The 14,408-nt window shown below is 44.1% G+C and carries 12 protein-coding genes; 11 read left to right on the top strand and 1 reads right to left on the bottom strand.

All coding sequences use genetic code 11. From position 1 onward, the window contains the following. Window positions 1-272 precede the first annotated feature (272 nt). The 5 genes from ACED53_RS20975 (at window position 273) to ACED53_RS20955 (ending at window position 4,719) form a co-directional block, all read left to right on the top strand. Entirely contained in the window at window positions 273-1,253 is a 981-nt protein-coding gene (locus tag ACED53_RS20975) for a Gfo/Idh/MocA family protein (protein WP_017101754.1), read from the top strand. A gap of 163 nt (window positions 1,254-1,416) precedes the next feature. Then, window positions 1,417-1,578: a hypothetical protein gene (locus ACED53_RS20970; protein WP_009846296.1), complete on the top strand. Its 162-nt coding sequence runs from the start codon at window positions 1,417-1,419 to the stop codon at window positions 1,576-1,578. Window positions 1,579-1,924: 346 nt separating this feature from the next. Then, the gene (grxB, locus tag ACED53_RS20965) at window positions 1,925-2,557 is read left to right on the top strand and encodes a glutaredoxin 2 (protein ID WP_017101756.1); all 633 of its coding nucleotides are present in this window, start codon (window positions 1,925-1,927) and stop codon (window positions 2,555-2,557) included. Window positions 2,558-2,869: 312 nt separating this feature from the next. Further along, window positions 2,870-3,547, top strand: coding sequence for a hypothetical protein (locus tag ACED53_RS20960; RefSeq protein WP_017101757.1), 678 nt, complete (start codon window positions 2,870-2,872; stop codon window positions 3,545-3,547). Then, a complete protein-coding gene (locus ACED53_RS20955; RefSeq protein ID WP_017101758.1) occupies window positions 3,547-4,719 on the top strand; it encodes a trypsin-like serine protease in 1,173 nt (390 codons plus the stop codon). The genes ACED53_RS20960 and ACED53_RS20955 overlap by 1 nt, the downstream gene beginning before the upstream one ends. Window positions 4,720-4,886: 167 nt before the next feature. Here the strand turns inward: ACED53_RS20955 and ACED53_RS20950 are convergent, their stop codons facing one another. Then, window positions 4,887-5,720 (bottom strand): pyruvate, water dikinase regulatory protein, encoded by an 834-nt coding sequence (locus ACED53_RS20950; protein ID WP_017101759.1) that lies wholly within the window; start codon window positions 5,718-5,720, stop codon window positions 4,887-4,889. A 178-nt stretch (window positions 5,721-5,898) separates the two neighbouring features. Here ACED53_RS20950 and ppsA point away from each other — a divergent pair, with 178 nt between their 5' ends. From ppsA to ACED53_RS20920, 6 genes are all read left to right on the top strand, one after another. Continuing rightward, complete coding sequence (ppsA, locus tag ACED53_RS20945) at window positions 5,899-8,271, top strand: phosphoenolpyruvate synthase (RefSeq protein ID WP_017101760.1); 2,373 nt, start codon at window positions 5,899-5,901, stop codon at window positions 8,269-8,271. A gap of 212 nt (window positions 8,272-8,483) precedes the next feature. After that, window positions 8,484-9,821 (top strand): MATE family efflux transporter, encoded by a 1,338-nt coding sequence (locus ACED53_RS20940; RefSeq protein WP_017101761.1) that lies wholly within the window; start codon window positions 8,484-8,486, stop codon window positions 9,819-9,821. A 493-nt stretch (window positions 9,822-10,314) separates the two neighbouring features. Then, window positions 10,315-10,980 (top strand): transcriptional regulator, encoded by a 666-nt coding sequence (locus ACED53_RS20935; protein WP_017101763.1) that lies wholly within the window; start codon window positions 10,315-10,317, stop codon window positions 10,978-10,980. A 24-nt stretch (window positions 10,981-11,004) separates the two neighbouring features. Continuing rightward, a complete protein-coding gene (locus ACED53_RS20930) occupies window positions 11,005-11,388 on the top strand; it encodes a RidA family protein (protein WP_017101764.1) in 384 nt (127 codons plus the stop codon). A gap of 37 nt (window positions 11,389-11,425) precedes the next feature. After that, a complete protein-coding gene (locus tag ACED53_RS20925) occupies window positions 11,426-12,832 on the top strand; it encodes a cation:dicarboxylate symporter family transporter (RefSeq protein WP_102579791.1) in 1,407 nt (468 codons plus the stop codon). Between the two features lie 77 nt (window positions 12,833-12,909). Continuing rightward, window positions 12,910-14,232 (top strand): CoA-disulfide reductase, encoded by a 1,323-nt coding sequence (locus ACED53_RS20920; RefSeq protein WP_017101766.1) that lies wholly within the window; start codon window positions 12,910-12,912, stop codon window positions 14,230-14,232. Window positions 14,233-14,408: the final 176 nt, after the last annotated feature.

Raw genomic sequence — 14,408 nt, 5'->3', positions numbered from 1 at the left:
CTCGTTAGTGATTGTACTCACTTAACTCAGTGTCCAAAACTTCTGGTGCGGATCAAATACAATCGTTCACTGAAACTAACCTGCACCTCCCACCTCAGAAACAACACAACAAAAGACTTTATTATGATGCTCTACAAAGCTCAGGTATAGACGAGTTAATATTAATATCAGGCTAAAGATCTTGGAGAATTGTTCCGCAAATCTCAGAAACAATGCTAGCCATTGAGTGCTACTATCTTCATAGAATTAATATACTAACTATTGGATACCTTATGATTAAGTTCGCTGTAATTGGAACCAATTGGATTACAAAGAAATTTGTTCAAGCTGCTCATGAGTCACAATCAATGCAGTTGGCTGCTGTTTATTCACGAAATCTGGCCAGCGCGGCACAGTTCGCCCAAGAATTTAACGTTGAAACGACGTATGACTCACTCGACGCATTGGCAAATGACAACACAGTTGAAGCCGTGTACATCGCTTCACCAAACTCACTGCACTGCGAGCAATCTATCTTGATGATGGAACACGGCAAGCATGTCATCTGTGAGAAGCCTGTCGCATCGAATATTGAAGAAGCAACACACATGTTTGAGGTCGCTCAGAAGAACGGTGTGGTGCTGTTTGAGGCGTATAAATCTCAGTATCTACCGAACTTTGAGCAAGTTCAACTCGGCTTAAAAAAGATAGGCAAAGTGCATAAAGCGCACATCAACTACTGTCAATATTCATCGCGTTACCAGAAATACCTAAACGGCGAGAACCCAAACACCTTCAACCCAGCTTTCTCTAATGGTTCATTAGTCGATATTGGCTTCTACTGCGTAGCCGCGACTGTTGCTCTGTTTGGTGAACCTGAGAATGCACAGGCTTCGGCAAAGCTACTTGACTCAGGTGTGGATGCGCATGGCTGTGCGATCTTCCAGTATCCAGAATTTGATGTAACCCTTGCGCACTCTAAAGTCAGCGACTCTTACGTACCAAGCGAGATCCAAGGCGAACAGGGATCGATCATCATCGATCACATTGCAGAATGCACCGACGTTAAGATTCGCTATCGTGATGGCACGGTAGAAAACCTTACTCAAGCACAAAGAGAAAACTCCATGAGTTACGAGGCCCAAGCCTTTGCAAACTGCATTGCTGGTGACAAAAGTACACAAGCTCAAGCCAAACTACGTGCTTTAACCGTTGCCAAGTTAATTACAGATATGCGTCAACAAGTTGGTGTCGTTTATCCCGCCGACAAATAACACCCCAAGCATGTTAACCAACTGATTTTTAAGAAATGCCGATTTATGCATAACTAAATTTAATCTTTACGACAAATAACCGGATTAGTTGATTGGGATACCATCTGTTTAAATCCGCGTTCGATATCTGTCGTATTTATTTATTTTATTGAAGGTGTGTAAAGTGTTTTCAGTTGATGATCGCGTTGTTGCAACAAAAGGTGTTGAGCTAGGTGAAATGGTAGTAATTGGCCTAAGTGCTGGTGGTGGCTACGTTCATGTTACAACAGTAGAAGGCGCAATAATGACGCTTACTTACCCTGCAAAAGACCTTAAAAAAGCATAGTTAACCGCTCCGCTCTTTTAGTCGTCACTCTGCTAAAGGTAACAAAATTGAGGCTTTGGCTGACTTCATTCTTCTGCATTAGAGTGAGCAGCCAGAGCCTTTTTTGTGCCCGTGATTTACCCACCAGCTTCCCCACTAATTTACTCATTACCATAAAGTCCAATCCAACGGACAATAGAATTCAGTAAAGAGTATCTACACTAAATACTTATTGTCTGGTAGTGCATGCTGTTTATTAGTGCTAAGCGTTTACTGGAACTTGGCATTTATTGTGCTTAGTATTCGTAAGAGTTTCTGGTACATTAGCATTATCTTATGCTTGTAATGACCATGAATGAGGGAAGCTATGAAGCTTTACATTTACGACCACTGCCCTTTCTGTGCAAGAGTTGCCTACATTGCTCAATCTCTCGGCTTGAACATCGAACTTGTTTCTGTGGATTATGATGATGCCCAAACCCTTATCGATCTGATCGGTAAAAAAATGGTGCCCGTCTTACAGAAAGACGATGGTTCTATTATGGCCGAAAGCCTAGACATCATTGCTTATTTCATGGATTTGAAATCAAATGATGAGCAACGTGAACCTTCAGAGCAGGCTACTCTTTTCCAAAGCCGATCTTTCCCTCTTACTCAACAGATCGGACGCCCACGTTGGTGGAACCTCGACTTGGCTGAATATCGTTCGGCTGGAGCAAAAGAAGCTTGGCGTGTTAGTAAAGAGACCGAAGGCTTTAATTTTGAAGAGCTCTTAGAAAAGACCCCACAATACGTTCAACTGATTAACCCATTGCTGAAAGATGCAGAGCTTCTATTGGAGCTAGAGAATGGTGAATCATCGCTACCTTTGATTGATCAAGCTCTTTATTTCTCAATGCTTCGCGGTTTCTGTGTCGAACCAAGTATTGAATGGCCACCGGAACTTGATCACTGGATGGAACGCAAAAGCAAGGAGCTTGGTGTCGGGCTGCTTAAATAGACTAAAAACCGAAGCCTAGTGCTTCGGTTTTTATTTATGTTTCAAATTGATTTCTGACCCGTCCTAAATAAAGCGGACAATGCCCAAGCAGAAAATTGGAAAGTAGCATGAATCAGAACTCAAGAAGCTGAGAAACGGTTTGAATGGGATGAATCAAAATTGTCTTAGATATATAGAACGTCAAATTCCCATCACGACATCATGGCGCTCTTTTTGACCTTTATTCAATAAAAATAGACACTTACAAACCGCTTACATTTGTCTCATAATTACCACATATAGTTCAGTGACTTTATATAAAAGGAACTAACAATGAGGCTTAAACTTTTATCACTTGCTTTGATTTCCGCCGGATCAATTGCATCAGAAACAGAAACACTTTCCAATATTTCTACAGAACAAAGCGAAACGCTTTTAGTCACATCAAAATTTCACGGATACAAAACAGAGAATGATAGTGAATTTAGATATGTTGATACCGTTGATTTAAACGGCATAGATTGGGCTTTTTGGTACGGTGAAAACCGTTCACAATCAAAGCCAAAAACAAACCTTATTAGCGATGTAAAAACATTTGGTGAGTTTGAATTCCAAGCTCAAAAACCAGCTCACGGCAATGAATACTTATGGAACAGTGGCAGCTCTAGAGATTTTCTGGGCGAATCAAATCATGCCATTCTCGTCAAGCATGGAGGTGGCTTTGAGTTTACCGTAAAGCCCGGCAAAGCTGGAGAATTCAAGCTAGATCTGTATACACATAACTGGCTTGCTATGTCAGAGTTCACAGCATGTTTGAAAAATGACTGTGTAACCATTACAAACTACTACCCATCGCACATATCAACGACAAAGAACAGTGTCGAGTTTTCAACTAATACGACAACAGATGAGCTAACAATCACATATAAAGCAAAGAACGATCAATTCAGCTGGAAAGATAACGACCCTTACCATGCGCTAGAAGCAATCAATTTAAGTGAGGTGAAATAATGAAAAAGCTATTAGTTGCAACAGCGGTTTTAGCCTCATTTTCTGCAAACGCTGGTTTGACCCGGCTTGATCGATCAGTTCAACAACACAAAGAATTTGCATTGCAAACAAAGTTTGATTTTGCTTGTAAGATGAATGCAGGTTCAGCAACGCTAATTGACCCGTTTTGGGTCATCACTGCAAGCCATGTAAGCGGCTCGAAATCTGACGGGTATCAAAACACTGTGACCTGTTATTCATACGAGAAAGACGAAAACGGCGTTTATCAGCAGATAACGCACAAGGTTGCGAGCACTAATCCGGCGGGTCAATTTGGAGAATACAATTTCCCGTATAAAAATGATCGCGGTTTTGGTGATTTCGCCCTTGTTCGACTAGATACGCCGATCACAGAAATCGAGCCAGCAAAACTACCTAAAGAGGGGATGTTTGATTACTCGAAAGTTTACCAGGTTAATCAAATTGGTTACGGCAATTACAACCACAGAAACGGCGGAACTAAACAGGTAATGCACAGTGAATATGAAGATCGCTGGCTTGCTGAATATTCATATGATTTCCGTACATTAGAAAAGACGGACTTAAACTGGCTTACTATTCATGGTGATTCAGGTTCAGGCATCACCATTGAAAAAGACGGTGAACTTTACTTAATCGGTGAGATTGGTTTGCAGTATAGCACCAGTGAAATCGGCGGCTGGACTGATACGTTTGATGATGTGATCGTGCGTTTACCATTCATTCACAAGACGATGAAAGAGCATGGCTTTAGCTATGCCGAGCCAATTGATTTTGACGCTATCAAATGGACGCCGGAAACACAAAACGATATTGATAACTTGCATGCATTTTATTCTTACTGGCGCGCCAGCAACGTTGATTTCAATGAAACAAAATGGCTAAATGATGGAAGTATTCAAAGCGCATTCTATGCGACAGAGAGCGATAGCTACACAATTGAAGCAGTAATAGAAAAAGGGCAAAAGCCTTTTGATGTATTTATTGATGGCCGACAAGTGGCTCACAATGTAGACGCAACTGATCAGGCTTTGAAACTTACTCTAAACGCATTTAAAGCAAAAGGCGATTTAGTGAAAGTAGAGTTTAAATTGATTGAACCAGGTGAGAACTTAACTATAGATCATTTTTTGGTTAAGTCGGTTGAACAGTAATATTTGATTATTAGCCCCAGCCTTATGGCCGGGGCTTTTTATTAAAATACACTTAACTTGGGTTTTACGTTTACGGCTTTATCAGAAATAGGTTGTTATTTTCAGGGACGCTGATGAAATTGCCACCTCGAATAAAGCAGCAAGATCGCTAGATCACAAACGAAAGATCAAAGAAGTCGGCGTCGCAAACCTGTACGTTCCATGATTCGTGTCGAAATCTCTTCAACAGACAGTGACGAGGTGTTGATGTATGGAATGGCTTCACGTCTGAACAAACCTTCTACCGTTTGCAGCTCATACAAACATTGAGAGTCACTTGCGTACTCACTGCCTGCTAATCGATTTTCACGGATCTCGGTCAGCCTTTCCGCATCAATCGTCAAACCAAACAGCTTATGACGATATATCTCAAATTCCGGTAGCAACCTTAAGCGAGCAATATCATCATGGATAAACGGATAGTTTGCGACGCGTAAACCAAACTGCATTGCCATGTACAAGCTCGTTGGCGTTTTACCGCTGCGAGAGACTCCCAACAAGATAATGTCTGCCTCTTCCAAGCCTTTTAAAGTAATGCCGTCGTCGTGCGCTAACGTGTATTCGATAGCAGCAATACGGTCGAAGTATTTATCCGAGTCTTTATTGACGCTACGAGAACGCTGCAGCTTCGGCTTAGGCGCCATTTTCGTATCATCTTGCACTTTCTGCACGATACTCTCTAACACGTCATAACAATGCGCAGGCGCATCTAACAGCTTCAGTTTTATCTCCGGTATCACAATCGAGAAAAAGACCAAAGGTTCATGGCCTGTTGCTCGATATGAAATCTCGATCTCTTTCAATAAATCAGAAAGTTTGTCTTCACTTTCGACAAACGGGAAGGTTTTTTCATTAGCTTCGAATGGGAATTGACCTAGAACAACATGCCCTAAAGTCTCACATGTTATGGCCGTTCCATCAGAAACATAGAATACATCACGACTTTGGATATCAATTTGCATTTTTTATTTAATGTTTAAAATTATTTTGAGTAGGATGGGAACCATAATATATATAACGAAACCCTGCTGACTATTACGTCCCCCACAGCTTTAGAAAATAATTTACATTTTTTTAAACTGATACGTAATCGTTTGCCTTTAAATCCCTACAATGCTTGCTATGTTTCTGGAGAAATAAATGCAAAATAACACCCTATGGTTCAACGGCCTTTCCATGGAAGATGTCGACAAAGTCGGCGGTAAGAATGCTTCACTTGGTGAGATGGTTTCTAACCTAGCCAACGCTGGCGTATCAGTACCTAATGGTTTTGCTACCACCTCTTATGCGTTTAACAACTTTCTTGACTACAAAGGTCTTGATGAGCGCATACACCAACTCCTTGATGAACTTGATGTTGAAGATGTTGACGCACTGCGTAAGACAGGTGCAACGATTCGACAATGGGTTCTAGACGCACCCTTCCCAGAATCACTAGAGCAAGATATCCGTGATAACTACCGCGAACTGATTGAAGGCAACGAAGAATTGTCTGTTGCGGTTCGCTCATCGGCAACAGCTGAAGACCTTCCAGATGCTTCTTTTGCAGGCCAACAAGAAACCTTCCTTAACGTGAAAGGTATCGATGCGGTTATCGAAGCAACGAAACACGTGTTCGCTTCACTGTTTAACGACCGCGCCATCTCTTACCGAGTACACCAAGGCTTTGATCACCGTGGCATTTCATTGTCTGCGGGCATCCAGCGCATGGTTCGCTCAGACAAAGCTTCTTCAGGTGTGATGTTCACGCTTGATACTGAATCAGGCTTCGACCAAGTGGTATTCATCACCTCTTCTTGGGGACTAGGCGAAATGGTCGTGCAAGGCGCGGTGAACCCAGATGAGTTCTACGTTCATAAGCCAATGCTAGAAGCAGGCCACTACCCAGTTGTCAAAAAGACGTTTGGTTCTAAGTTGATCAAGATGATCTACTCAACCAACCAAGAGATCGGCAAGCAAGTTGATATCATCGACACAGATACTCAAGAGCGTAACGAGTTCTCATTGAACGATGAAGAGATCAAAGAATTAGCAAAACAAGCAATGATCATCGAGAAGCACTACCAACGTCCGATGGACATTGAGTGGGCGAAAGATGGCATCGACGGCAAGCTTTACATCGTTCAAGCGCGTCCTGAAACCGTATGTTCTCAGAGCGACCAAAACGTTATCGAGCGTTACGAGCTAAACAACAAGGCTGATGTCTTGGTTGAAGGCCGAGCTATCGGTCAGCGTATCGGCTCTGGCCCTGTTCGCTTAGTTGACTCTCTAGACCAAATGTCACTGGTTCAAGAAGGCGACGTACTGGTAACAGACATGACAGACCCAGACTGGGAACCTGTGATGAAGAAAGCGTCTGCGATTGTGACTAACCGTGGTGGCCGTACTTGTCACGCAGCAATCATCGCTCGTGAGCTAGGTATTCCAGCAATCGTTGGCTGTGGTACAGCGACAAGCAGCCTGAATGATGGCGACACCGTAACAGTGTCATGTTCAGAAGGCGAAACAGGCTACGTTTACAACGGCGAACTCGACTTTGAAATCAAACGTTCTGAGGTTGATGAGCTACCAATGCTGCCAACTAAAGTAATGATGAACGTGGGTAACCCAGATCGTGCCTTCGACTTCGCTCAAATCCCGAACGAAGGTGTTGGACTTGCTCGTCTTGAATTCATCATCAACAAGATGATTGGTATTCACCCTAAAGCTCTGTTGAACTTCGATGAGCAAACGGATGAGATCAAAGCTGAAATCAACCAGCGTATTCGTGGCTACAAAGATCCTATCGATTTCTACGTAAGCAAGCTAACAGAAGGCATCGCGACTATCGCTTCTGCATTCTGGCCTAAGCGTGTGATCGTACGTATGTCTGACTTCAAGTCGAACGAATACAGCAACCTTGTTGGCGGTAAAACATTTGAACCACATGAAGAGAACCCAATGCTAGGCTTCCGTGGTGCATCTCGTTACATATCTCCAGTATTTGAAGACTGTTTCGAGCTTGAAACTCAAGCGCTAAAACGTGTACGTAACGAGATGGGACTGAAGAACGTTGAAATCATGATTCCATTCGTGCGCACTCCTAGTGAAGCAGCATCGGTTATCGACATTCTGGCTAAATTTAACCTTCGTCGTGGCGACCAAGGTCTGAAAGTCATCATGATGTGTGAGCTACCATCCAATGCGATTTTGGCTGAGGAATTCTTGAAGTACTTCGATGGCTTCTCTATCGGTTCAAACGACATGACACAGCTGACACTTGGCCTAGACCGAGATTCAGGTGACGTTGCGCACTTATTCGACGAGCGTAACCCAGCGGTGAAAGCGATGCTGAAAATGGCAATCGATGCAGCGGCGAAAGCCGGTAAATACGTGGGCATTTGTGGCCAAGGCCCATCTGACCATGACGACCTAGCTGAATGGTTGATGGAACAAGGCATCAGCTCTGTTTCGTTGAACCCAGATACGGTTATCGATACTTGGTTGAAACTGGGTAACGTTGCGAATAAGTAACGCTTATCGCCAACAAGTAGATACAACAGAAAGTAGATATAACAAAGCCAGTCATCGCGACTGGCTTTTTTGTTCACCGAAAGCCAACAAAGATAACCTGCGTAGCATAACAAACATTGGTATCGCGCTGACCTTACGTTATCCTTTACACAATTCTTCATTGAGAGGTTTGTCACCAATACAAACCTAACTTCAAGACCGATAAGAGCGTTATGAATTCTACTACCGCAACTCCCTCGCCTTCTCTTGGCCGACAACTCTATACAATGACGTGGCCAATGCTGTTTGGGGTGCTTTCTCTAATGAGCTTCCAGCTTGTCGACAGTGCTTTTATTGGCCAACTGGGCGTACTGCCGCTCGCTGTTCAAGGTTTCACGCTTCCAATACAGATGATCATCATCGGTATTCAGGTCGGGTTAGGTATCGCGACAACCGCGGTAATCGCGAGAGCCATTGGCGCGAATGAAACGCGCTACGCTAAGCAGCTTGGTGGATTAGTGATTGCGATGGGCAGCGTGAGTGTCGCGCTTTTCTCCGTCATCATCTATCTGCTGCGAGGGCCAATTTTACAATTGTTGGATGCGCCACCGACAGTATTACCGATCATTGATTCTTATTGGATCTATTGGCTAGCCAGCTCTTGGACAGGTGCACTGCTCTACTTTTTCTACAGTGTGTGTCGTGCCAATGGTAATACCATGCTGCCCGGTTCAATGATGATCGCGACCAGTATCATCAACTTGATATTGGACCCGATTTTCATCTTTACACTCGACATGGGCATCAATGGAGCCGCCATTGCGACCATCTTGGCGTTCGGTGCGGGTATCTTTATCGTTGCACCAAAGGTCACCAAGAAGCATTGGATGACCTTCGACTGGCACGACCTCGACATCAGCAAGAGTGTTCGCTCCATTGGTAACATCATGGGGCCTGCGATGATCAGTCAATTGCTGCCACCCGTTTCATCCATGTTTGCGACTAAACTGCTTGCTGGCTATGGCACCGCTGCCGTTGCAGCTTGGGCGCTAGGTTCACGTTTTGAATTCTTCTCGATTGTCGCTGTGCTAGCACTAACGATGTCGATGCCTCCGATGATTGGCCGCATGTTGGGAGAAAACAACCTAGGTAACATACGCAAGCTCGTTAAGATTGCGGTGATGTTCGTATTGGGTTTCCAATTGGTGATTGCACTGGTGACTTGGTTATTCTCAGGCGGACTGGCAAGCCTAATGACCAGTGAAAAAGAAGTCTCAACGATTTTGAACTATCACCTACTGATCGTGCCTATCAGCTTAGGGCCATTGGGAATTTGTATGCTAATGGTTTCCGTATCTAACGCTCTGGGCAAGTCCTACGCCGCCTTGACGATTTCAGCGCTGCGCCTGTTCGCCTTCTTCTTACCTTGCTTGTGGGTTGGCTCTCAGCTTGCGGGTATTGAAGGCCTATTCTGGGGCGCAATGGCAGGTAATGTGCTTGCCGGCACCTGTGCATGGTTCATGTATCAGCGCGCGCTAAAGCAAGTCGAGCTTAAACTGCCAAGCGAATAATCAAACAGAACACTCCAAAATAAATAAAGCAGCAACTTCAGCTGCTTTTTTAGGATCTAAATCCTAGCTTGCATCCTATTAAAAAGCTGTTTTTTGTGAATTTAACTCTCTAATACAACCTCATTTTCAATTAACCACCTATCTTTACTCACCACCACATTCGCAAGGTAAATTCTTGATTGCCATGCATTTACAATACCAATCAATCCGACTTTTTGCCTTTCCTTATAACTTGTCCTAGATCATCAAAGGGTTCAAAAATGCAACCTTTGGTTTTAAATATGTAAACCTTGATGCGGTTTAAGAAATTAAACCTCATTTGGCTATCTTTAGTGATCTTGTTCAAATTCCGCTCGTGATATAGGTCTAAACCTTACGATTTGTTGATGTTTTGAACGTTCACTTCAGGTTTACAGAAGTTTACCGCATCTTGTTGGAGTACCACCAAAGGAGTAGATTCCAGTCATTGAGTTCAAAAATGTAAACCGAAATCATGAATGTAAAACAAGTTCGATTCACCGATGAAGACAGAGAATGCTTAAGCAATTACTTCCGCTTAGCAGACACTATCGCCGATTTGATTGGTCCTTACTGCGAAGTGGTCATCCATTCATTTGAAAGCTTAGAAAACTCAGTCGTGAAGATCGTCAATGGTCATCATACGGGTCGTGAAATTGGTTCACCGATCACCGATTTAGGTTTACGCATGTGGAGCACGTTCGAGAAAACTGGCGAAGTTTCTCCGAAGAGCTATTTCACCAACGCAGCAGATGGGTCCCTACTGAAATCAACCACCTGTGTGCTGGCTGGTCCACAGCAAAAACCTATCGGCATGCTGTGTATCAACATGAACTTATCTTTCCCATTCCCAGAAATCGTCAAAACGTTGATGCCGCAGTGCAATGTGCCGCAAACAATTGTAAGCGAGACATTCAGCAACAATGCAAACGACGTCATTCAACAAGCATTGAGTTCAGCCATTAACGAGGTTGACCAAGACGAGTCGGTTTCCTTCAAAGGTCGTAATAAAGCCATCATCCGTTGCTTATTTGATAACGGCGTATTTGAGCTAAAAGAGACGACTACACAAGTATCAGAGCAGCTTGGGATCAGCCGTCAGGCGGTTTACAAGTTTATCCGTGAATTTAAATCAGAATAAAACCAATAATTTAGGAGTTACATCGTGAAACAGATCATTGCCACTGAACAAGCACCTGCAGCTATCGGCCCTTACTCACAAGGTACGTCTTACGGCGACATGGTTTATACATCAGGCCAATTACCTCTCGTTCCAGAAACCATGAAGTTTGTCGAGGGCGGCATCAAAGAGCAGGCTCGTCAATCTCTTGAGAATTTGAAGGCTGTTTTAGAAGTAAGCGGGGCTGGCTTAGACACAGTATTGAAGACTACCTGCTTCCTATCAGACATGGAGAACTTCGTTGCCTTTAATGAAGTGTATACCGAGGTGTTTGGGACTGAGAATGCACCTGCTCGCTCTTGTGTTGAAGCAGCACGACTACCAAAAGACGCACTGGTTGAAGTTGAAGCCATCGCATACAAAAAATAACCGATTTAGGTATTAATGGGTATCATAGGAGATTCTCATGAGCGTTTCATTTATCGCATTAAGCGTACTGTTCTTTGGGTTCTACGCACTGCTGTCGAACTTCAAAAAGCAAAAGAAAAGTTTTAACTTCCGCGTACTGAGTGCGCTTGCTGCTGGCTTGTTGTTCGGTGGCGCAATTCAACTTGTTTTCGGTGTCGGCAACGTTGCGACATCTGGCTTTGCTGAACTGATTTCCGTATTCGGTAAAGGCTACATCAAACTTCTACAAATGCTCGTTATCCCACTGGTATTCGTGGCGATGATCTCTTCGATCATGAACGTCGAAGGCGGTGGTGCGCTATCTCGAATCGCACCAAAAATCATCGGTATTCTACTTTTCACTTGTGCAATCTCAGCAGCCGTTGGTATCGCAAGTATTTACCTATTTGGTATCGATGCGAACGCGCTAGTAAGCACAATCGGCACAAACAGCGCGATTGAAGCTCGCGGTGATTCACTGGTAGCAACACAAGATGCAATGGCGAGTAGTGGTCTGTCTGGTATGGCTCTGTCTATCATTCCAACCAACATCTTTGACATGCTAACGGGGTCTCAACGTACTTCTACGTTATCAACTGTACTGTTCGGTATGTTCCTTGGTTACTGCATCCTTCAAGTGAAAAACCGTAAGCCAGAGAAAGTGCAAAACTTCGTTGATTTCATCAACTCTGCAAAAGAAGTGGTGCTTTCAATGGTACGTGAAATTCTGAAGCTAACGCCTTACGGTGTATTCGCTCTGATGACTACGTTCATGATGACCAACGACCTGTTCGCACTAGCAGAAATGGGCCGCTTCCTTCTAGCAAGCTACGTAGCAATTGGCGTTATGTTCGGCATCCACTTCGTGATGGTGTCAATGTTCGGCCTTTCTCCTGCCAAGTTCATGAAGAAAATCTGGCCAGTACTCGTGTTCGGTTTCGGGTCTCGTTCAAGCATGGCAGCTATTCCACTAAACGTTGAAACACAAACTCAGCGCCTAGGTGTAGACGAAGAAACAGCAAACATGTCAGCGACATTCGGTACCAGTATCGGTCAAAACGGTTGTGCCGGTATCTACCCAGCAATGCTAGCAATCATGGCGGCACAGGTCATGGGCATGCCTGTAGACTTGAGCTTTATCCTACAACTGATCGCTGTTATCGCAATTGCTTCATTCGGTATCGCGGGTGTTGGTGGCGGTGCAACGTTCGCAGCAGTAGCGGTACTGACCATCATGGGTCTAGACATCACAGTAGTCGCGATTCTAGTGTCTATCGAAGCGCTAATTGACATGGCTCGTACCGCGCTGAACATCTCTGGCTCTATGTTGTCAGGCGTTCTTACAGCGAAGAAGAATGGCTCACTGGATACTGAACAATACGACGCTGGCGTTACAGCGACAGTATCAAAAGAAGCAGCAGTATAATTCTCAAACTTAATTAAGAGCACTCCACGTGAGTGCTCTTCTGTTTTTCCTGAGTTCAGGTTATTTAGGTAGTAAATATGAAAGTTGTTGTTATAGGCGGTAGCGCCGCGGGTATGAGTTTCGCAGCAAAATACAAACGTAATCAACCATCAGACGAAGTCATCGTTTTAGATAAGCGTAGCTACATCTCTTTCGGAGCCTGTGGCCTACCTTACTTTGCAGGCGGCATGTTTGATGACACCGAACGGATGATCTCCCGTACACCAGAACAAGCCATCAAATCAGGTTTAGATGTTCGTGTAGACACAGAAATGGTGTCGTTCGACCGCACTGAAAAGCAAATTACGGTGCGTCACCAAAATGAAGAAAGCGTCATCGATTACGATATGTTGGTCATTGCAACAGGTGCACGACCAATCGTTCCACCATTCGGTGAATTCAATCCAGAACACGTATACACACTAACAAGTATGGAAGATGGCTTAGCAGTCAAAGAAGCGCTTAAAGACGATAACAAACAACGCGTGTGTGTCATCGGTGCAGGCTTTATCGGGCTGGAAGTCTTTGATGCGGCACATGGCTTAGATAAGCACGTGACGATTATCGAACGTGAACAACACATCATGAGCCGTCAGTTCAGCCCAGAGATCATTGAAGTTGTCGAAGGTGCAATTCGAGAATCCGGCGCTGACCTTAAAACAGGTTGCAGCGTGTCTGCGATTCGCGATGCCGAGCAAGGTGGTTACATCGTAGAAACCGATAATGGCAATGTAGAAGCTGATATCGTGATCCTGTCACTCGGCTTCAAACCAAACACGGAAGCATTCGAATTACCAAAGGCTCAAAATGGCGCGTTGTTGGTGAATGAATATGGTGCCACTGAAGATGCTTACATCCACGCAGTAGGTGACTGTGCCGTTGTCCATCATATGGCACTAGGCAAACCCGTTTATGTTCCTCTAGCAACAACAGCCAATAAGCAAGCGCGTATGATGGCTGACAAGCTAGCAGGTAAAGATACCTATATGTCAGGCTTCTTAGGTTCGTCTTGTTTGAAAGTACTCGATTACGAGCTGGCGTGTACTGGCGTAAATGAACTTCTAGCGAAAGAACATAACTTGGATGTGAAAGTATCGACCATTTCAGATAAGAACCAAACCGATTACTACCCTGGTCAAGAAGACATCAAGGTAAAGCTGGTTTATCACCCAGAAACGAAGGTCCTGCTAGGTGGTGAGATAGTAGGTAAGAAAGGAGCCGTTGGCCGCATCAATGCACTGGCCGTAGCGATCACAGCCAAGATGACTACTCAACAACTAGGCTACATGGATTTCTGTTATGCCCCGCCTTTTTCACGTACATGGGATGCGCTAAACGTGGCAGGTAACGTCGCTAAATAAGCGAACTGATTGTACTATTCCCAAAGCATATTCATTTAGAGATCAAAGCAGAGCGATTAAGCTCTGCTTTTTTTTGCCTTAACGCCAAACACCGATGTTTAACCAACGAGTAATCTTCCGCTTTGAAGTAGTCATAATTCGTCCTCAATGTGTAAACACATTTCAGGACGGGACAC

This window comes from Vibrio sp. 1F169 (assembly GCF_041439605.1).
GTDB classification, from domain to species: Bacteria; Pseudomonadota; Gammaproteobacteria; order Enterobacterales; family Vibrionaceae; genus Vibrio; species Vibrio tasmaniensis_A.
This window is presented reverse-complemented; position numbering and strand designations above follow the sequence as displayed.

Bases quoted from the DNA above. Each gene is read 5' to 3' on its own strand.
- ACED53_RS20975 (WP_017101754.1), top strand. From the start codon at position 273: ATGATTAAGTTCGCTGTAATTGGAACCAATTGGATTACAAAGAAATTT.
- grxB (WP_017101756.1), top strand. From the start codon at position 1,925: ATGAAGCTTTACATTTACGACCACTGCCCTTTCTGTGCAAGAGTTGCC.
- ACED53_RS20960 (WP_017101757.1), top strand. From the start codon at position 2,870: ATGAGGCTTAAACTTTTATCACTTGCTTTGATTTCCGCCGGATCAATT.
- ACED53_RS20955 (WP_017101758.1), top strand. From the start codon at position 3,547: ATGAAAAAGCTATTAGTTGCAACAGCGGTTTTAGCCTCATTTTCTGCA.
- ACED53_RS20950 (WP_017101759.1), bottom strand. From the start codon at position 5,720: ATGCAAATTGATATCCAAAGTCGTGATGTATTCTATGTTTCTGATGGA.
- ppsA (WP_017101760.1), top strand. From the start codon at position 5,899: ATGCAAAATAACACCCTATGGTTCAACGGCCTTTCCATGGAAGATGTC.
- ACED53_RS20940 (WP_017101761.1), top strand. From the start codon at position 8,484: ATGAATTCTACTACCGCAACTCCCTCGCCTTCTCTTGGCCGACAACTC.
- ACED53_RS20935 (WP_017101763.1), top strand. From the start codon at position 10,315: ATGAATGTAAAACAAGTTCGATTCACCGATGAAGACAGAGAATGCTTA.
- ACED53_RS20925 (WP_102579791.1), top strand. From the start codon at position 11,426: ATGAGCGTTTCATTTATCGCATTAAGCGTACTGTTCTTTGGGTTCTAC.
- ACED53_RS20920 (WP_017101766.1), top strand. From the start codon at position 12,910: ATGAAAGTTGTTGTTATAGGCGGTAGCGCCGCGGGTATGAGTTTCGCA.